The sequence below is a fragment of the Caballeronia eucalypticola genome (assembly GCF_047608185.1).
GTDB lineage: Bacteria > Pseudomonadota > Gammaproteobacteria > Burkholderiales > Burkholderiaceae > Caballeronia.
This window is the reverse complement of record NZ_JBLKRU010000020.1, coordinates 11,934-30,694: the sequence shown is the minus strand read 5'-3', so window position 1 is coordinate 30,694 and position 18,761 is coordinate 11,934. Positions and strand designations below refer to the sequence as shown.

Here is an 18,761-nt window from a genome sequence, read left to right as displayed (position 1 = left end):
TTCGTCATCTACAGAACAGGATCGAACATGGCATTGCAATCATCAACCGGATCGCGCTTTGCAACAGGGCGAACCCGCGACATCGTTTGCCTCGGGCGGCTCGCGATCGATCTCTACGCGCAGCAAGTCGGCGCACGGCTCGAAGACGTGTCGAGCTTCGCAAAATATCTCGGCGGGTCGTCGGCGAATATCGCGTTCGGGTGCGCGAGGCTCGGCCTCAAATCCGCGATGCTCTCGCGTGTCGGCAACGACCACATGGGCCGTTTTCTCACCGAGACGCTGGAGCGCGAGGGCTGCGATACGAGTCACGTTCGGATCGATCACGCTCGGCTGACCGGTCTGGTCTTGCTGGGCCTGGAAGACCGCCATACGTTCCCGCTCGTGTTTTATCGCGATGACTGCGCGGACATGGCCGTCGATGAAAACGACTTCGACGAAGCGTACATTGCTTCATCGAAAGCGCTGCTGATTACGGGTACGCATTTCTCCACTGACCAGGTCAATCGCACCAGCCGCCGCGCGCTCGATTACGCGCGCCGCAACCAGGTTCGCACGGTGCTCGATATCGATTACCGGCCGGTACTTTGGGGGCTCACCGGTAAAGCCGACGGCGAGACGCGGTTCGTCGCGAACGAGGGCGTGACCGCGCATCTGCAAAGCATCTTGCCTTTGATGGATCTCGTGATCGGCACGGAAGAAGAGTTCCGGATTGCGGGCGGCAAGGACACGATGATCGATGCGCTCACGGCCGTGCGCGCGGTGACGGACGCCATGCTCGTGGTCAAGCGTGGACCGATGGGCTGCTCGATCATCGATGGCGATGTGCCGGTTTCTATTGACGATGCGCCGGTCTATCGCGGCGTTGAAGTCGAAGTGCTGAATGTGCTCGGCGCGGGCGATGCCTTCGCGTCCGGCTTCCTCGCCGGGTGGCTGCGAGACGAGCCGCTGGAAGTCTGTGCGCGCACGGCGAATGCGTGCGGTGGACTGGTTGTATCGCGTCATGGTTGCGCGCCTGCCATGCCAACGCCTGCCGAACTCAGCTATTTCCTCGATGCCGCGCAAGCCGATCCTGTCCGCATGCGCAGGCCCGATCGTGATGCCACGCTTGCGCGCCTGCATCGTGTGACGCCCGCTCGTAAAACATGGGACGAAGTGCTCGGTTTTGCCTTCGATCACCGCAACCAGTTCTTCGATCTCGCGCAGCAAACCGGCGCGGATGAAACGCGTATCGCCGCCCTCAAGGCCTTGTTCGTGGAAGCCGTGGCGCAGACGGAAAAGGAACGCGGACTCGAAGGACGCATCGGCGTATTGATCGATGACCGCTATGGTCAGGATGCGTTGAACGCGGCAACGGGCCGTGGCTGGTGGATCGGCCGCCCGGTGGAATTGCCCGGCTCGATGCCGCTTGTTTTCGATCATGGCCGGTCTATCGGCACGACGCTGATCGAGTGGCCGCGCGAGCATGTGGCGAAGTGCCTGGTTCACTATCACCCCGATCATCCTCACGATCTTCGCCTCGAACAGGAAGCGCAGATTCGCACGCTATACGATGCGGTTCAGGCCAGCGGGCATGAACTATTGCTCGAAGTAATCACGCCAAAGAACGGACCGCCGATCGCGGACGATACCGTGTTGCGCTCGTTGAAACGCCTCTACAACCTTGGCATCTATCCCGAGTGGTGGAAGCTCGAACCCATGAGCGCGACGCAGTGGCAAGCGGTCGATGCACTGATTGCCGAGCGTGATCCGGCATGCCGCGGCGTTGTTCTGCTCGGCTTGTCCGCCGCCGTCGATCAACTGTGCGAGGGCTTCAAGGCGGCGGCATTGTCGAAGACGTGTCGTGGATTTACTGTGGGCAGGACGATCTTTCATGAGCCGAGTCACGCGTGGCTGGCGGGTTCCATCGACGACGCCGAACTCATCGCGCGCGTCAGGCATACGTTCGAAACGCTGATCGATGCATGGCGCGAGGCACGGACAAAGAACGCCACGCAAGCACATACGCAGGAGCAGGCAGCATGAACAGCACGCTTCGATTAACCACCGCGCAAGCGCTGGTCCGCTATCTCGCCGCACAGCAAACGCCTGATGGCGAGTCGCTGTTCGGCGGCGTCTTCGCGATCTTCGGGCATGGCAACGTGGCAGGCATTGGCGAGGCGTTGTACGCGCATCGCGAGACGTTGCCGACCTATCGAGCGCATAACGAGCAGGCGATGGCGCATGCGGCTATTGCGTACGCGAAAGCGCACTTTCGGCGCCGCATGATGGCGGTGACCACGTCCATTGGTCCCGGTGCGACGAACCTGGTTACGGCCGCTGCGCTCGCGCACGTGAACCGGCTGCCGGTGTTGTTGCTGCCCGGCGATGTGTTCGTGTCACGCGCCCCCGATCCCGTCTTGCAGCAAGTAGAAGATTTCGCCGATGGCGGTATTTCCGCGAACGATGCGTTGAAACCCGTCTCGCGTTACTTCGATCGCATCGTGCATCCGGCTCAATTGCTGACCGCGTTGCCGCGCGCGATGCGTGTACTGACGGACGCCGCATTGTGCGGACCGGTGACGCTCGCGCTGCCGCAAGATGTGCAGGCGATGGCCTACGACTATCCGGCGTCGTTCTTCGAGCCGCGTGTTATTCCGTTCCACGCGCCCTCGCCCATCAATGAAGAAATTGCGCAGGCCGCCGCCGCTTTGCGCGCGGCTAAAAAGCCGTTGCTCGTATCGGGCGGGGGGGTGCTCTACGGCCTGGCAACCGATGCATTGCGCTCTTTCGCCGAGCGCCACGGCATCCCCGTTGCCGAAACACAAGCCGGAAAAAGTGCGCTTGCATGGGACCATCCGCTGAATCTTGGCGGTATCGGCGTGACGGGATCGGAGGCGGCTAACGAACTCGCGCACGACGCCGATTGCGTGATCGCGGTCGGAACGCGGCTGCAGGATTTCACGACCGGATCGAACACGCTGTTCGCTCAGGCCGGAATCATCGGTATCAATGCAAATGCATTCGACGCCCTGAAACAAGGCGCTTTATCGGTGGAAGCCGATGCACGTCTTGCCCTTAATGCATTGAGCGCCGCGCTCGACGACTGGCGTGCGTCGCCGCCATGGACCGCACGCGCACATGAACTTGCTGATAGCTGGCGTGCCACCGTCGACCAGGTGACGAACGCGCCTCAAGACGACAACACCTTGCCGCGCGAAGCCGATGTGATTGGTGCCGTCCAGCGCTCCAGCGCGCAATCGGCAGCGCATGACGTGGTGGTCTGCGCTGCGGGAACGCTGCCGGCCGATCTGCAAAAGCTCTGGCGCACGAGCACACCGGGCGGATATCACGTCGAATACGGCTACTCGTGCATGGGCTATGAAATTGCCGGCGGGCTCGGCGCGAAACTCGCACGGCCGGAGAGTGAAGTGATCGTGATTGTCGGCGATGGCAGCTATCTGATGATGAACAGCGAGTTGGCTACGTCCGTCATGCTTGGGGCAAAGCTGATTGTCGTGCTGCTCGATAACCGCGGATATGGCTGTATCAATCGCTTGCAGCAGGCATGCGGCGGCGCGCCGTTCAACAACCTGACCGACGATTGCCGCCAAGGTCCCGAAGGCGCACCTGCTATCGACTTTGCGATGCATGCGCGCTCGCTCGGCGCGAGTGCTGAGCACGTGGCGAATATCGACGAACTCGAAGCCGCGATGCAACGTGCACGGGCCTCTACTCGCTCTTATCTGATCAGCATCGACACCGATCCGGCGCGTCCCACGGAAGAAGGCGGCTGGTGGTGGGAAGTCGCGGTGCCTGAAGTGTCGTCGCGTGAAGCGGTGCGCTCGGCGCGCGCAAACTATGAACACGAAATCACGGCGCGTTCGAAGCGCACGAAGGAATAACCGATGAGCACGTTCGATGTACGGATCGGCATCAATCCGCTGTCCTGGATGAACGACGACCTGCCCTCGCTCGGCGGTGAGACGCCGCTAAGCGTTGCCCTGACCGAAGGCAAACAGATCGGCTACGAAGGGTTTGAACTCGGCAACAAATTTCCACGCAAACCCGAAGCGTTGAAGACGCTGCTCGCCGGATACGACCTCGCGCTTGTCTCGGGCTGGTACTCGGGGCGGCTCGCCGAACGCAGCGCCGAAGACGAGATCGCGGCTGTAGGTCCGCATCTCGACCTGCTCGCAAAAAACGGCGCGACGGTGATGGTCTACGGCGAAGTATCGGACTCGATCCAGGGCGCGCCGCGACCGTTGTATCAACGACCGCGTTTCTTCTCCGATGACCGCTGGAACGAGTACGCAACACGCTTGAACACCTTCGCTGAATACACGCTTTCGCGCGGCGTTCGCGTGGCTTATCACCATCACATGGGCGCGTATGTAGAGACGCCTGCCGACGTCGATCGCCTGATGAGCCTCACCAATGAAGCCGTGGGCCTGCTCTTCGATGCCGGTCACATTACGTTTGCGGGCGGCGATCCGATGACGATGCTCAACAAGCACATCGAACGCGTTTGCCATGTGCATTGCAAGGATGTCAGGCCGGAAATCATCAAGCTTGCGCGGAACCGGAACTGGAGTTTTTTGGAAGCCGTGATCAACGGGGCGTTCACCGTTCCGGGTGACGGTACAGTAGATTTTCCATCGATCATCGCCCGGTTGAAACAGCACGGTTATCGCGGCTGGCTCGTGGTTGAGGCCGAGCAGGATCCCGTTATTGCGACCAGCTATGCGTACGCCGAAAAAGGCTACAAGACGCTGCGCGCGCTGGTCGATCAAACACTTCAGGAGGCAGCATGAGCCTGCTCGTCAAGGCATCGCGCGAAGGCCAGACTATCGCGCGCGTCACGCCCGAAACTGCGTTATGGAAACACGTTGGCTTCGCCGCTTATCGGCTGGAAACGGGTGATGTCGTGCATGTACATGAAGCGAAGCGCGAGGTGTGCATCGTCGTGTTGTCGGGGACGGTGAGCATAGAAGCGGGTGAGCATAAATGGGAGAAACTCGGCTCGCGCGACAGCGTGTTCGAAGAGACCGCGCCCTACGCCGTTTATCTGCCGCCCAAGCTTGCCGCGACTATTCGTGCGGATCGCGCAGCGGAGGTCGGTGTGGCGAGTGCGCCCGCTACGGGCAAGTATCCGGCGCGGCTGATCGAGCCATCGCAGATGAAACGCTCAACCCGCGGCAAAGGCGCGAATACGCGATACGTCTGCGATATTCTTCCGCAAACAGAACCTGCGGAAGGCTTGCTCGTAGTCGAGGTAAGGACGCCCGGCGGTCACGCCTCAAGCTATCCTCCGCACAAGCACGACAGGGACAATGTGCCGGTGGAGAGTTCGCTTGAAGAGACTTACTACCATCGGCTGATCCCGCCGCAAGGGTTTGCGTTCCAGCGCGTCTACACCGACGAACGCGATCTCGATGAAACCATGGCCGTGGAAGACCATGATGTCGTCATGGTGCCGCGCGGTTATCACCCTGTCGTGGTGCCGTATGGTTACGACAACTACTACCTGAACGTCATGGCGGGCGACAAACGCACCTGGCATTTTAAAAATGATCCAAAGCACGAATGGATCGTGGAGAGGGATAGCAAGGCTTCTTGAGCTAACCCACTGAAAGCCATTCGTTGATCACACGCTCGTTCGCTGCAAGCGCGGCGGGCGTGTCGTCGAAAACGATCTTGCCATGACCCATCACGGCAACGCGCGTCGCCAGATCACGCGCCATGCTCATGCGTTGCTCGATCAACAGAATCGCCACGCCACGGTCCCGCAAACTGGCCAGGCATGAAGAAACTTGCGCCACGACCTGTGGCGCGAGCCCTTCAGTAGGTTCATCGACGATGACGAACGACGGATCGCCCATCAACGTGCGAGCCAGCGCAAGCATTTGCTGCTCGCCTCCCGACAACATCCCGGCTTTCACGCCAGTGCGTTCTTTCAGCACGGGAAAAAGCTGCTCCGCGTCGTTGATGGTGAAACGTGATCCGCCCCGCTTCGTTCCGAGCTGCAGGTTTTCTCGCACGCTCAACGTCGGGAAAACATCGCGTTGTTCCGGCACGTATCCCACGCCCATGCGCGCGATTTCATAAGGGCGTTTTCCGAGCATCGATACCCCGCGAAAATCTGCTATCCCCTGCGCGGCCACCAGTCCCATCAGCGCTTTAGCGAGCGTCGAACGGCCCGATCCGTTGCGTCCGGCCAAGGCCACGATCTCGCCTTCGCCGATACGTAGACTCACGCCATGCAGCACATGACTCGCGCCATATCCGGCGTTCAGGTTGTCGATTTCAAGCAGCGCCGTCATGACATTTCGCCAAGATAAGCTGAGCGAACCACGGGGTCCGCAGCAATGTCAGCGGGCGTTCCCGTTGCGATAATACGGCCTTGTACAAGCACTGAAATGCGATCGGCGAGTGCGAACACCGCTTCCATATCGTGCTCGACGATCAACAATGTCTTGCCCTGCGTCGTCTCGCGAATCAACGCGAGCGCTCGCGCGGCTTCGGCGCGATTCATGCCGGCGGCGGGTTCATCGAGCAACAATACGGACGCACCCGTGGCCAATGCAAGGCCCAGATCGAGCGAACGCGATTCGGCGTAGCTGAGGCTTGTGGCGAGCGCATCGCTACGATCAAGCAAGCCGATAGCCTCGATCACCCGATGCGCCGCCTCGTCAATCACGCTCGAACGGAACCATCGATCCTTCCACGTCGCCGCGCGTGATCCGAGCACCGCGCAACGGACGTTATCGTGAACGGTGAGACCCGTGAATACGCTGGTGATCTGGAAGCTGCGCGCAAGGCCTTTGCGTCCCAGCCGATGCGCCGACATTCCCGTTACGTCGATGCCGTTCAACGCAACGTGCCCGCTCGTTGGTTGCGTGCGTCCCGCGATCAGGTCGAACAAAGTGGACTTGCCGGCACCGTTGGGGCCGATCAACGCATGACGCTCGCCTTCGCGAATGCTCAGATCGACGCCGCGAAGTATCTGCGTTGCACCGAAACGCTTCGTGATTTGCGTTAGTTCGAGCGCAGTGTTCATCGGGCGCTCCGGGCTTTTCGGGTGAACAGGACAGCAATCGCGGCGCTGAAGAACGCCAGGCACCAGGGAGCCGCACGCCGGCCATCAAGAAGGAAACCAGCGATGTGCGCAAGGCCGTCGCCGTGACTATCGAACTGCAGTGCGTAGGCGATTTCCATCGTTATTGCAATGGCCAGCACCCAAGCGACAGCCGCACACAATGAGAGCGCGATAACCACGCAACTCTTGCGTGAAAGCGCAGCGATAAATCCCACCAAACCCTTTGGCGCCACCACGACGACCCAAACAAAAAACAGCCCAAGATACGCCACCCACGCCGACGATACATTTCCCACCGCCAGGCTGAAAAACGTCAGCACCACGGCTCCTAACACGGGCCCAAAGAATTCTGCGGTCCCGCCGATCACCGCCGCGATCAGCACGCTTCCCGAGCGCGCGAGCCCTGCCCCTTCCGACGATGCCAGCTCCACATTGATCAGTCCCAGGCCGCCCGCCACGCCCGCAAAAAACGCAGCGACGATCACCATCATGAAGCGCACACGGCGCGGATCGAAGCCGATAGCCGCCGCGCGCACGGGGTTATCGCGAACCGCATTCGCCACGCGCACAAACGGCGTGCACGAGAAAAGGAACATCGCGACGCACGCCAGCAGACACCATCCGGCGATCAACGCGTAAGCCTGGATCGAAGGCCCGAAGTTCAAGCCGAAGATGACTGGACCACTCGCACGATCGATAGGAACACCGCCTTCGCCACCGAACCATCCCGGCACAAGCCACACGCCCGCCGCGACGAGCTCACCAATACCCAGCGTGATCATTGCGAACGTCGTACCAGCACGACGCGTCGAAAAGAAGCCGAACACAACGCCAACCAGCGCCGCCGATACGCCCGCGATCAACGGCAGCAAAGGCAGCGGCACGGGGTATCGATTGAAGATTTGCGCAGCGGCGAACGCGCCAAGACCCGCATATACGGCGTGACCAAAAGACAGCAATCCTGTCTCGCCGAGCAGCAGATTGAACGAGAGCGCGAACACGATCATGGTCGCGGTTTGCGCGAGGTAGGCGAGCAGCCCGCTCTGCGATGTGAAGACTGGCGGTAACGCAAGACCCGCCACGAGCAGCAGCCATGGAAGCGCCCGACGCAAAGAGAAAGGTGCGTTAAGCATCGTCGTCGCCACGCTGGCCAAACAGTCCGCGAGGACGCAGCGCGAGCATTGCGACAAGCAGCACATACGGCAGCACGGGTGCAATCTGCGCGACGCTCAATGAAGCCCACGCAGGCGGCAACACGGCGCCAGCAAGCCGGGCAATGCCGCCCAGCGACAACGTAGTGCCGACGGCAAACGTCTGCACGCAGCCGATCAGAAGCGATGCCACCAGCGCGCCGCCCACCGACCCCAGCCCACCGACGACCACGACAACAAACACGATAGGTCCGATGTTCTCGGCCATCGAAGGTTCGATCACGAACAACGGCGCGCCGATCACACCAGCCAGCGCCGCGAGCGCCGTGCCGGTCGCAAAGACGAGCGTAAAGACACGCGGCACATTGTGACCAAGCGTCTCGACAGTCGCCGCATGCGTGAGCGCAGCTCTCACCACGAGCCCTATCCGCGAGACCCGCAGCACGGCGTACAAAGCCAGCAGCATGGCCAGCGATACACCCATCATGAATGCGCGATAACGCGGGAATGCGGCGCCGTAGAGCGTGAACAACGGGCCATCGAGAGCAGGAGGTACAACGGCGCTAATGGGCGCAAGACCCCAGACCAGCTTCACGACCTCAGCGATCAGATAAGCCGCGCCAAACGTCAGCAGCAGCTCGGCAAGCGCACCGCGCGTTTCAATCCGGCGCAATAAAAACCGCTCGAACAAGCCGCCGATAGCGCCCACGAGCAGAGGTGAAACGATCAACGCGAACCAGAAGCCCCCGTGCGCCGCGAGCGCGTAACCCACATACGCGCCGAGCATATAAAAGCTCGCGTGAGCGAAGTTGAGCACGCCCATCATGCTGAAGATCAGCGTCAATCCCGCTGACAGCATGAACAGCAACAACCCGACGCTCACTCCGTTCAGAAGGTTGATCGCGAGCCACTGAACGAACGAGGTCACAGATGCCACGTTATCCTAACTAACCGTTCACAAGCGGCTTGAGCGCTGCAACGAGCGTCTCGGGCAAAGGAACCGGACGGCGCGACTCGCGATCGACATAGACATGCACGAAATGCCCTTGCGCCGCGGGTTGCTCGGACTCCGCATTGAAGATGCCCACTTCGTAATGCACGCTCGTCGTGCCAAGCCGTGCCACGCGCAGACCGGCATCGATACGTTCAGGAAACGCCAGCGACGCGAAGTAGCTGCAATGTGTTTCCACCACCAGCCCGATGGTCTTGCCGGCTTTCAGATCGAGCGCGCCGTGCCGGATCAGGTACTCGTTCACCACCGTATCGAAGTAGCTGTAATACACCACATTGTTCACGTGGCCGTAGAGATCGTTATCGGACCAGCGCGTATCGATCGACAGGAAATGCGGATACTCCGCGCGCGTCGTGGGGACAGGGCGGCTCATAAATCAGAACGACTCCTTCAGCATCCGCCGATAATCGTCCGCACTCGCCTCGCGCGGATTCGTCTTGTGGCAATGATCGGCAAGCGCGCCCTTGATCACCTTATCGAACATGTCTTGCTCCACGCCCATTTGCGACAGGCGCGTCGGCAGGCCGAGACGCCCGGTCATGTCGTTGACGGCTTGCGCGAGATCGGCGTCGGCGGCGAGATTCATCACGCGGCGCATGCGTGCAAAACGCTTGTCGGCCACCACGCTCGGCGCGCTTTCGTTGAAGCGCAGGACGGCCGGCAGAACAACCGCGTTCAGCGTGCCGTGATGGAGCCCGGTGCGCCCGTTCACGACCAGTCCGCCCAACGGATGCGACAGCGAATGCACGCATCCCAGACCTTTCTGGAACGCCATGGCGCCTTGCATCGATGCGCTCATCATGTTCAGGCGCGCATCGCGATCCTGACCGTCATGCGTCGCCCGTTCAATCGACGCCCAAGCGCGCTCGAGTCCATCCAGCGCGATGCCGTCCGCCGGCGGATTGAACGCGGGTGCAAGGAACGTTTCGATGCAATGCGCGATCGCGTCCATGCCCGTTGCAGCGGTGAGCATGGCCGGCAAGCCGAGAGTCAGCGACGGATCGCACACGGCCGACTTGGGCAACAGATGCCATGAGTGAAAGCCGAGCTTGCGGCCGTCGGCGAGAATGATGATCGCCCCGCGCGCCACTTCGCTGCCGGTGCCCGAGGTGGTCGGTACGGCGATCAGCGGTGCGGCGTCGGCGGTGATCTTGTTGCTGCCGCCTTCGATGGTCGCGTATTCCGTCAGCGTACCCGGATGGGTCGCCATGATCGCGACGCCCTTCGCCAGGTCGATCGACGAACCGCCGCCCACCGCGATCAAACCGTCGCAGCCTTCGCTTTTGTAGAGCGCGGCGGCTTTCATCACCATGGCTTCGGTCGGGTTCGACGGGGTTTCATCGAAGATGGGAACAGCGCCCGCATCCAGGTCCAGCGCCTGGACGGTTTGCGACACCAGCCCTGCGGCCAGCACGCCTTTGTCGGTGATGATCAATGGCCGCTTGATGCCGACGCGCGTGCATTCGCTGTCGAGCATAGCGAGCGCGTCGTAACCGAGATGGATGTGGGTGACGTAGAAGATGAAGGCCATGACGAGTATCCGCAGTTGACGCAGTTAAGTGAAGCGTCAGGTATGTTAGGAGTCCAGCGGGAGTCCGTCAATCGGCGCGGACGCCATGTAGCAGCAAACGCTTATTGCCCGGGACGGTCCACATACTCCACGGCGAGACCGCGCCGACGCATCCATTCCGCCACGGCGTGACCCGTTCCCGCGCGCCAGGGCCTGAGCTTCGCCGGCTCGACCAGACGATATTCAAGCAGTTCCGGCGACAGGTTGATCGTCCCGTTCGCCTTCACGTGATACGCAATGATCAGCTCGTTCTTGCGCATGAATTCATACACGCCAACCAGTTCCACCGATTGCGCCACCAGCGATGTCTCTTCGAGCACTTCCCGCGCGATGCCCTCTTCTGGCGTCTCGCCGTTTTCGAGAAAACCGGTGATCAGCGCGAACATGCCCTCGACCCACGCCGCGTTGCGCGCGAGCAGGATCTTGCCCTCGTATTCCACGATCGCCGCGACCACCGGCAGTGGATTATTCCAGTGCACGAAGCCGCATTCCGGGTCCGGACACGCGAGCCGCACGCGCCCGCCTTCGTGGCTTGCATCGGTGCGTTCGACCAGCTTGTTGGCATCGCGTGGACAGAAATGGTAGTCGATCATGGTCGTGGGTCAGCGCATCCAAAAAGGTCACAAGAGTTAGAGAGGGGTTAGAGAGGGGTTAGAGAGGGGTTAGAGAGGGGTTAGAGAGGGGTTAGAGAGCGGTTAGAGAGCGGTGCTAAGCGCGCGCACTTCAGCGGCGAACTGCTCCACCGTTTCCGGCAGCGTGTCCCACGCGCACATCAGCCGGCAGCCGCCCGAGCCGATGAACTGATAAAACTTCCAGCCCTTATTACGCAGCGCCTGCGCAACCGCCGGCGGCAACTCGGCGAACACCGCGTTCCCTTGCGGCGTGAACATGACCTTCACTCCTTGTATGCCTTCCAGCCGCTCGGCCATCAGTTGCGCCATCGCGTTTGCATGCCGCGCGTTGCGCAGCCATACATCGTTGTTGAGCAAACCGAGCCACGGCGCCGAGATAAAACGCATCTTCGACGCCAGTTGCCCCGCCTGTTTCAACCGATACGCAAAGTCGACGGCCAGCGCCTTATCGAAGAAGATCACTGCTTCGCCGACCGGCAGACCGTTCTTCGTGCCGCCGAAACACAGCACGTCGACGCCCGCGCGCCACGTGATTTCCGACGGATGCACATTCAGCGACGCAACCGCGTTCGCAAACCGCGCGCCGTCCATGTGCACTTTCAGATGGCGGCGCTTCGCGATCGCCGCGATGGCGCGAATTTCTTCCACGCTGTAGACGGTGCCCACTTCGGTGGACTGCGTGAGCGTAACGACCTTGGGCTTTGGATAGTGAATATCAGCGCGACGCGTGACGATAGCTTCGATGGCATCCGGCGTCAGCTTCCCGTCGATACCCGGCGCCGTCAGCAGCTTCGAGCCGCCCGAGAAAAATTCGGGACCGCCGCATTCATCCGTTTCGATGTGCGCAAGTTCGTGGCAAATCACCGAGTGATATGACTGGCAGAGCGATGCGAGCGCCAGCGAATTGGCTGCCGTGCCGTTGAAGACGAAGAAAACTTCGCAGTCGGTCTGGAACAAGTCGCGAATGCGGTCGCACACTCCCTGCGTCCAGGAATCGTCGCCGTAAGCCGGCTCGTGGCCGCTATTGTTGGCTTCGATCAGCGCGGCGAGCGCTTCGGGGCAAATGCCGGCGTAGTTATCGGAGGCGAAATGTTGCATGCGGTCAGGGGGCCGGGGCGATGGTGAATGTGGCGGTTATTTTAACGTTTCGCGCTTCAAGACGCGGAGACGTCCCGCGGAGACGTCCATAACTGCCACGCTCGTACCAGTTCGCCCTTCGTCCGCCGACCGCCTTACGACTTATTTTCCGGCGTTTTGATCGGTTCCCGCGGCCTGCTGCGCTTTCTTGTCTTTCTTGTTTGCTTCGTGGTGACCGACCGCGCATCCGCCGGCGGCACCGACCGCGCCGTGCTTGCCTGCCATATGGCCCGCCACGCCGCCTACTGCCGCACCTTCAAGACATCCTTTGGCATAGACGGCACCCGTGGCGAAAAACATGGACGAAGCGGCGACGAGTGTGACGAGAGTTCGTTTCATGAGACAGGTTCCTTTTGTAGTCAACGCGCAGAGCTGCATGCCTGCGCTGACATAGAAAGGGCAAGCCGCGTACCTGTCAGTTTGCTTGCGGTTTTTGATGGTGGAATCAGGTCGGCGTGATCTGGTTCGCCTCAGACCATGAGCAACTTAGCGCAGATGCAAAAAAGCCCGTCCTGTTGTCACTCAGAACGGGCTTTTTATCGGTTGAAGCGACTGACCGGCTGAACGCTTAAAGCTTGCTCTTCACCCAGTCATTTACACCAGCCAGTGCCCCTTCCAGGTTTTCCGGCTCCGTGCCGCCCGCCTGCGCCATGTCGGGCCGTCCACCGCCCTTGCCGCCGACTTGCAGCGCGACGAAGTTCACCAGATCACCGGCTTTCACCTTCTTCGATGCCTCCGCCGTCACGCCCGCAATCAGGCTGACCTTGTTGCCGTCGACGGCTGCCAGAACAATGGCTGCGTTCTTCAGCTTGTCCTTCAATTTATCGACGGTTTCGCGCAGCGTCTTGCTATCCGCGCCGGGCAGTTGCGCCGCCAGCACGAAGACCCCGCCGATCTCGAGCGCCTGCGACACGAGTTCATCGCCTTGGCTCGAAGCAAGTTTCGACTTCAGCGCGCCGAGTTCCTTTTCCAGCGCCTTCACGTGATCCTGAACCTGCACGATGCGCTGTGTAAGTTCCGACGGCTGGGCCTTAAGCACGGCCGATGCCGCGTTAATCCGCGCATCGAGTTCCTGCACGAAGCGCACGGCGTTGTCGCCGGTGATCGCCTCCACGCGGCGAATCCCGGCCGCGACGCCGCCTTCCATCACGATCTTGAACAAGCCGATGTCACCCGTGCGCTGCACATGCGTGCCACCGCAAAGCTCACGCGAGAAACCGAGGTCGAGCACACGCACTTCGTCGCCGTATTTTTCGCCGAACAGCGCCATTGCGCCTCCCTTCACGGCTTCGTCGTACGGCATGACACGTACGATACCCGGCGCGTTTGCCAGCACTTCCGCGTTGACGATTTCTTCCACGCGACGAATCTGCTCGTCGGTCATGGGCGCGTTGTGCGCGAAGTCGAAGCGCGTCTTGTCCGGATCGACGAGCGAGCCCTTCTGTTGCACATGGCTGCCCAGTACTTCGCGCAGCGCCCGGTGCATCAAGTGCGTCGCCGAGTGATTGCGGGCGGTGCGAAGACGGCGAACCGTATCGATTTCCGCCTTCACCACGTCGCCCACTTTCAGCGTGCCCTGCTCGACGGTGCCGTGATGGCCAACGACGTCGGACTGAACCTTGAGGGTGTCGGCAACCGCGAAACGCACCGCGGCGTTCGCGAGCACGCCCTGATCGCCTGCCTGGCCGCCCGATTCGGCATAGAACGGCGTGTGATCGAGCACGACGACGGCCTGCTGGCCGACCTGCGCTTCTCTCACCGATGTACCGTCAACGTAGAGCGCGACCACTTTGGCGTCGTCGAAAATTTGGTCTTCGTAGCCGTGGAACGTGGTTTTCGCACCCGCGTAATCCAGGCCTTGCGCCGATTTGAACTTGCCGGCCGAACGCGCTTGTTCGCGTTGACGCGCCATGGCTTCGTCGAACGCTGCTTCGTCGACGGTGATGCCGCGCTCGCGGCAAACGTCGGCGGTCAGGTCCAGCGGGAAACCGAAGGTGTCGTGCAGCTTGAACGCGAGTTCGCCGTCCAGCTGCTTCGAGCCCTTGGCGTCGAGCGTGGCAAGTTCGGTTTCAAGCATCGACATACCGTGTTCAATGGTCTCGAAAAAGCGTTCTTCTTCCTGCCGCAGAACGTCCGTGACGCGGGTTTGCGCGTCCTTGAGTTCCGGATAGGCCGAGCCCATTTCCTCGACCAGATCGGCCACGAGCTTATGGAAAAAAGCGCCTTTGCGGCCGAGTTTGTAGCCGTGGCGGATAGCGCGGCGCACGATCCGGCGCAGCACATAACCGCGGCCTTCGTTGCCTGGAATCACGCCATCGACGATCAGGAACGAGCATGCACGAATGTGGTCCGCGATCACCTTCAACGAATTGTTGGTGAGATCCGCCGTGCCCGTTTCGCGGGCGGCGGCCTTGATCAGCGTCTGAAACAGGTCGATTTCGTAGTTGCTGTGCACATGTTGGAGCACGGCGGCGAGGCGTTCGAGGCCCATGCCGGTGTCCACGCTCTGCTTGGGCAGCTTCGTCATGTTGCCCTGGACGTCGCGATTGAACTGCATGAACACGAGATTCCAGATCTCGATGAAGCGGTCGCCGTCCTCTTCCGGGGATCCCGGCGGGCCGCCCCACACTTCCGGGCCGTGGTCGTAGAACACTTCCGAGCACGGGCCGCACGGGCCGGTGTCGCCCATGGTCCAGAAGTTATCCGATGCGTAGCGCGCGCCCTTGTTGTCGCCGATGCGGATGATTCGCTCTTTCGGCACGCCGATTTCGTTTTCCCAGATGGCGAATGCTTCGTCGTCTTCCTGGTAGACCGTGACGGTGAGCTTGTCCGCGGGCAGGCCGTAGACCTTGGTGAGCAGTTCCCAGCAGTAGTGGATCGCGTCGCGCTTGAAATAGTCGCCGAACGAGAAATTGCCCAGCATTTCGAAGAACGTGTGATGACGGGCCGTGTAGCCGACGTTTTCGAGATCGTTGTGCTTGCCGCCGGCGCGGACGCTGCGCTGTGAGGTCGTGGCGCGCGAATAGGGGCGGGTCTCCGTGCCAAGGAAAACGTCCTTGAACTGAACCATGCCGGAGTTTACGAAAAGCAACGTGGGATCATTGCCCGGCACAAGGCTGGACGAGCGCACGATCGTGTGGCCCTTCGATTCAAAGAACTTGAGGAATTTCTCGCGGATGTCGGCGGCTTTCATGGCGTGCAGGTCTGCTGTTTTGTACGGTTGGTCGCTCTCGCGCGAGGGACGATGCCGGGTGCCAAAATGGGATTGTCGATTATACGGGGTTTAGGTGGGGTTTTCGCTCGCGCCGGTGGACGGGGGTGGGTTTCGGCGGTCGTAGCAAGGTGATGAGGTTGATGTGGCAGTGGGTTGGGTCAGTGCCCCGGCTTGCTGCTTTTCAGGTTTTTGCGCGTTTAACGTTAGCTGTTTTCTTTATCACTATTAGCCACTGCGCGTGGCAGCGCGTCATTTCTTTGTCCAAAGCGAAAAAGAAACGAAGCAAAGAAAACGCTTTCACCGCTCTACCCTAAGTGTCCACAGCGTGCAGTTTTCATTCATAGGTGCCCCAAAAGCACGGTGCTCGCCAGAGCCACGGATGTGTGAAACCCTCCTTCTCGCGAATCCTGACACGAACACGCTTTGCCCCGTACGCGCTCGGGCAAGCACCATTCGCCCTGAAACCCGCACGGCCTCACCGTTTCCGTCCAGGATCCTTCTCGCTGGTTCAGTCTTCGCCGAATCTGCTCAATGCGCTCGCTGTGCTCAATCCGTTCGGTCGTGCAACCGCCGAGGACGGTTGTCGGAGCGCACGAGCCTCCTCTTACCTCACGCCTGCCCCAATCAGCCCGCCCGCCGCCGCGCCCGCCACCGTTCCGAGTGGACCGCCCGTCAATACGTAACCTAAAGCGCCGCCGGCGGCCGCTCCAATGCCCGCGTGCGCCTGCGTGCGGTTCATCGCGCACGCGGAAATTGAAGCGACAAACACGCCAATCGCCGCAACCCGTGCAACCCGAAAAGAAACCCGCGTGATCTTGTTCATCATGAAATTTTCCTTTTGTCGTCAATACCACCCACACCCCGAACCTTTCAATTTCATTATTTCGGAACGCGAGGCTATCTTAAAATCCTCCCGTCGATGCCGACAATTCGATTTACGTCCCGTTACGCCGAATACATGCTGTATTGAAACCGCCATGATCTCGTTACAACCGTTCTACGACGGCGCGAGGCGTCCGGATGTCGCAGCCGCGCCGCACATCGCGGCTAAATCCCGGCCTGCGCTGTCCTGTCCCTCTCGCTAAGGTAGAATCGAAAGACCAGATAAGTCTTACCGAACGCAAGCCGCACGTCTTCAACGCTAGCGCCCTCGTCCGCTCTCTCTTTCTCGCATGAACACCGATCGCAACGACGCCCCGGCGGTAAACAATTTCATCCGCAATATCATTGACGAAGACAATCGCAACGACAAATGGTCGCAGCGGGTCGAAACTCGTTTTCCACCCGAGCCGAACGGCTATCTGCACATCGGTCACGCGAAGAGCATTTGCGTCAATTTCGGGATCGCGCGTGATTACGGCGGCGTCTGCCACCTTCGTTTCGACGACACAAACCCGGAAAAGGAAAGCGTCGAATACGTCGATTCCATCATCGACGCCGTCAAGTGGCTCGGCTTCGACTGGAACAAGGACGGCACCGAACACCTGTACTTCGCCAGCGACTACTACGACAAGCTCTACGAATTCGCCGAACTGCTGATCGAACGCGGCCAGGCTTATGTCGACAGCCAAACAGCCGAAAAGATGCGCCTGACGCGCGGCTCGGCCCAGGAACCCGGCAAGAATTCGCCGTTCCGCGACCGCACGCCGGAAGAAAACCTGGACCTGTTCCGCCGCATGAAAGCGGGCGAGTTCAAGGAAGGCGAGCACGTGCTGCGCGCGAAAATCGACATGGCGTCGCCGAATTTCAACATGCGCGATCCAGTCATCTACCGGATTCGTTTTGCGCATCACTACCGGACCGGCGACACGTGGTGCGTCTACCCCATGTACGACTACACGCACTGTGTATCGGACGCGCTCGAAAACATCACGCATTCGCTGTGTACGCTCGAGTTCGAAGATCATCGTCCGCTGTACGACTGGTTCCTGAATCAACTCGCCGATGACGGCAAGTTCACCCGTCCACTGCCGCAGCAGATCGAGTTCTCCCGCCTGAACCTGACCTACGCGATCACCAGCAAGCGCAAGCTGCTGCAGCTCGTGACGGAAAATCATGTCGATGGCTGGGACGACCCGCGCATGCCGACTATCGTAGGTGTTCGGCGCCGGGGTTTCACGCCCGAAAGCATCCGGCTCATGTGCGATCGCGTGGCGGTGACGAAGGTGGATTCGTGGATCGACATGAGCGTGCTGGAAGGCGCATTACGCGATGATCTCGACGAAAAGGCGCCCCGCGCAATCGCGGTGCTGGACCCGCTGAAGCTGATCATCGACAACTATCCGGAAGGCACGAGCGAAATGTGCAGCGCGCCGGTTCATCCGCATCATCCCGAGCGTGGCACCCGCGAATTTCCGTTTTCGCGGGAGTTGTGGATCGAGCGCGAGGACTTCCAGGAAGTGCCGAAGAAAGGCTATTTCCGTTTGTTCCCAGGCAACAAGGTGCGGCTGAAGTACGGCTTCGTCGTGGAGTGCACCGGCGCGGACAAGGATGAAAACGGCAACATCACGGCCGTGCACTGCACGTATTTCCCCGACAGCAGGTCGGGCACGGAAGGCGCGAACAGCTATAAGGTCAAGGGCACCATTCACTGGGTCAGCGCAGAAGGCGCGTATGAAGCCGAGGTACGGATCTACGACCGCCTCTTCAAAGAGCCGCAACCCGGTGCTGGCGGCGCGGAATTTCTCGATGCGCTGAACCCGGACTCGAAGCGCATCGTGCGCGCTTATCTCGAACCGGGCGCGCGTCAGGCAAACGCTGAAGATCGCTACCAGTTCGAACGCCACGGCTATTTCGTCGCTGACCGTATCGATTCGAAACCCGGCTCGCCGGTGTTCAATCGCATTGTCAGCCTGCGCGATAGCTGGACCAAGCCGGCTTAAAATCATCGGCGCGTCCCGTCGGACGCTCACACTTGTTGTGGGGGATGCTTTGCAACGCAGCTTGCCAAGGTCGTTCGTCCGCGCGCTG

Annotated in this window: 16 protein-coding genes; 5 read left to right on the top strand and 11 right to left on the bottom strand. The window is 60.7% G+C overall.

What is annotated here, in order from left to right; translation table 11 throughout:
* Positions 1–27: 27 nt before the first annotated feature.
* Genes ACMX25_RS22365 through iolB form a run of 4 tightly spaced genes read left to right on the top strand, consistent with a single transcriptional unit; the run spans position 28 to position 5,596 of the window.
* Positions 28–2,022 (top strand): bifunctional 5-dehydro-2-deoxygluconokinase/5-dehydro-2-deoxyphosphogluconate aldolase, encoded by a 1,995-nt coding sequence (locus tag ACMX25_RS22365; protein ID WP_414952257.1) that lies wholly within the window; start codon positions 28–30, stop codon positions 2,020–2,022.
* Complete coding sequence (gene iolD, locus ACMX25_RS22360; RefSeq protein ID WP_414952256.1) at positions 2,019–3,881, top strand: 3D-(3,5/4)-trihydroxycyclohexane-1,2-dione acylhydrolase (decyclizing); 1,863 nt, start codon at positions 2,019–2,021, stop codon at positions 3,879–3,881. The genes ACMX25_RS22365 and iolD overlap by 4 nt, the downstream gene beginning before the upstream one ends.
* Before the next feature lie 3 nt (positions 3,882–3,884).
* Positions 3,885–4,790, top strand: coding sequence for a myo-inosose-2 dehydratase (gene iolE / locus ACMX25_RS22355; RefSeq protein ID WP_414952255.1), 906 nt, complete (start codon positions 3,885–3,887; stop codon positions 4,788–4,790).
* The gene (gene iolB, locus ACMX25_RS22350) at positions 4,787–5,596 is read left to right on the top strand and encodes a 5-deoxy-glucuronate isomerase (RefSeq protein WP_414952254.1); all 810 of its coding nucleotides are present in this window, start codon (positions 4,787–4,789) and stop codon (positions 5,594–5,596) included. The genes iolE and iolB overlap by 4 nt, the downstream gene beginning before the upstream one ends.
* 1 nt (position 5,597) lies before the next feature.
* On the opposite strand, the gene ACMX25_RS22345 is transcribed toward iolB, so the two are convergent.
* The 11 genes from ACMX25_RS22345 to ACMX25_RS22295 form a co-directional block, all read right to left on the bottom strand.
* A complete protein-coding gene (locus tag ACMX25_RS22345) occupies positions 5,598–6,299 on the bottom strand; it encodes an ABC transporter ATP-binding protein (RefSeq protein ID WP_414952253.1) in 702 nt (233 codons plus the stop codon).
* Entirely contained in the window at positions 6,296–7,036 is a 741-nt protein-coding gene (locus ACMX25_RS22340) for an ABC transporter ATP-binding protein (RefSeq protein WP_414952252.1), read from the bottom strand. The genes ACMX25_RS22345 and ACMX25_RS22340 overlap by 4 nt, the downstream gene beginning before the upstream one ends.
* Positions 7,033–8,208 (bottom strand): branched-chain amino acid ABC transporter permease, encoded by a 1,176-nt coding sequence (locus ACMX25_RS22335; RefSeq protein WP_414952251.1) that lies wholly within the window; start codon positions 8,206–8,208, stop codon positions 7,033–7,035. The genes ACMX25_RS22340 and ACMX25_RS22335 overlap by 4 nt, the downstream gene beginning before the upstream one ends.
* Entirely contained in the window at positions 8,201–9,154 is a 954-nt protein-coding gene (locus ACMX25_RS22330) for a branched-chain amino acid ABC transporter permease (RefSeq protein WP_414952336.1), read from the bottom strand. The genes ACMX25_RS22335 and ACMX25_RS22330 overlap by 8 nt, the downstream gene beginning before the upstream one ends.
* Before the next feature lie 19 nt (positions 9,155–9,173).
* Positions 9,174–9,611, bottom strand: a complete 438-nt coding sequence (locus ACMX25_RS22325) for an acyl-CoA thioesterase (RefSeq protein ID WP_414952250.1) — start codon at positions 9,609–9,611, stop codon at positions 9,174–9,176.
* Between the two features lie 3 nt (positions 9,612–9,614).
* Positions 9,615–10,769: an iron-containing alcohol dehydrogenase gene (locus ACMX25_RS22320; RefSeq protein WP_414952249.1), complete on the bottom strand. Its 1,155-nt coding sequence runs from the start codon at positions 10,767–10,769 to the stop codon at positions 9,615–9,617.
* 101 nt (positions 10,770–10,870) lie between these two features.
* Positions 10,871–11,401: an NUDIX domain-containing protein gene (locus ACMX25_RS22315; protein WP_414952248.1), complete on the bottom strand. Its 531-nt coding sequence runs from the start codon at positions 11,399–11,401 to the stop codon at positions 10,871–10,873.
* Between the two features lie 102 nt (positions 11,402–11,503).
* Positions 11,504–12,538: a threonine aldolase family protein gene (locus ACMX25_RS22310; RefSeq protein ID WP_414952247.1), complete on the bottom strand. Its 1,035-nt coding sequence runs from the start codon at positions 12,536–12,538 to the stop codon at positions 11,504–11,506.
* A 141-nt stretch (positions 12,539–12,679) separates the two neighbouring features.
* Positions 12,680–12,916 (bottom strand): hypothetical protein, encoded by a 237-nt coding sequence (locus tag ACMX25_RS22305; protein WP_414952246.1) that lies wholly within the window; start codon positions 12,914–12,916, stop codon positions 12,680–12,682.
* A 229-nt stretch (positions 12,917–13,145) separates the two neighbouring features.
* Positions 13,146–15,770, bottom strand: a complete 2,625-nt coding sequence (alaS, locus tag ACMX25_RS22300) for an alanine--tRNA ligase (protein ID WP_414952245.1) — start codon at positions 15,768–15,770, stop codon at positions 13,146–13,148.
* A gap of 625 nt (positions 15,771–16,395) precedes the next feature.
* Complete coding sequence (locus ACMX25_RS22295; RefSeq protein ID WP_414952244.1) at positions 16,396–16,617, bottom strand: ornithine acetyltransferase; 222 nt, start codon at positions 16,615–16,617, stop codon at positions 16,396–16,398.
* A 346-nt stretch (positions 16,618–16,963) separates the two neighbouring features.
* On the opposite strand from ACMX25_RS22295, the gene ACMX25_RS22290 reads away from it, so the two are divergent.
* A complete protein-coding gene (locus ACMX25_RS22290; protein WP_414952243.1) occupies positions 16,964–18,673 on the top strand; it encodes a glutamine--tRNA ligase/YqeY domain fusion protein in 1,710 nt (569 codons plus the stop codon).
* Positions 18,674–18,761 lie beyond the last annotated feature (88 nt).

Bases quoted from the DNA above. Each gene is read 5' to 3' on its own strand.
- ACMX25_RS22365 (WP_414952257.1), top strand. From the start codon at position 28: ATGGCATTGCAATCATCAACCGGATCGCGCTTTGCAACAGGGCGAACC.
- iolD (WP_414952256.1), top strand. From the start codon at position 2,019: ATGAACAGCACGCTTCGATTAACCACCGCGCAAGCGCTGGTCCGCTAT.
- iolE (WP_414952255.1), top strand. From the start codon at position 3,885: ATGAGCACGTTCGATGTACGGATCGGCATCAATCCGCTGTCCTGGATG.
- iolB (WP_414952254.1), top strand. From the start codon at position 4,787: ATGAGCCTGCTCGTCAAGGCATCGCGCGAAGGCCAGACTATCGCGCGC.
- ACMX25_RS22345 (WP_414952253.1), bottom strand. From the start codon at position 6,299: ATGACGGCGCTGCTTGAAATCGACAACCTGAACGCCGGATATGGCGCG.
- ACMX25_RS22340 (WP_414952252.1), bottom strand. From the start codon at position 7,036: ATGAACACTGCGCTCGAACTAACGCAAATCACGAAGCGTTTCGGTGCA.
- ACMX25_RS22335 (WP_414952251.1), bottom strand. From the start codon at position 8,208: ATGCTTAACGCACCTTTCTCTTTGCGTCGGGCGCTTCCATGGCTGCTG.
- ACMX25_RS22325 (WP_414952250.1), bottom strand. From the start codon at position 9,611: ATGAGCCGCCCTGTCCCCACGACGCGCGCGGAGTATCCGCATTTCCTG.
- ACMX25_RS22320 (WP_414952249.1), bottom strand. From the start codon at position 10,769: ATGGCCTTCATCTTCTACGTCACCCACATCCATCTCGGTTACGACGCG.
- ACMX25_RS22315 (WP_414952248.1), bottom strand. From the start codon at position 11,401: ATGATCGACTACCATTTCTGTCCACGCGATGCCAACAAGCTGGTCGAA.
- ACMX25_RS22310 (WP_414952247.1), bottom strand. From the start codon at position 12,538: ATGCAACATTTCGCCTCCGATAACTACGCCGGCATTTGCCCCGAAGCG.
- ACMX25_RS22305 (WP_414952246.1), bottom strand. From the start codon at position 12,916: ATGAAACGAACTCTCGTCACACTCGTCGCCGCTTCGTCCATGTTTTTC.
- alaS (WP_414952245.1), bottom strand. From the start codon at position 15,770: ATGAAAGCCGCCGACATCCGCGAGAAATTCCTCAAGTTCTTTGAATCG.
- ACMX25_RS22295 (WP_414952244.1), bottom strand. From the start codon at position 16,617: ATGATGAACAAGATCACGCGGGTTTCTTTTCGGGTTGCACGGGTTGCG.
- ACMX25_RS22290 (WP_414952243.1), top strand. From the start codon at position 16,964: ATGAACACCGATCGCAACGACGCCCCGGCGGTAAACAATTTCATCCGC.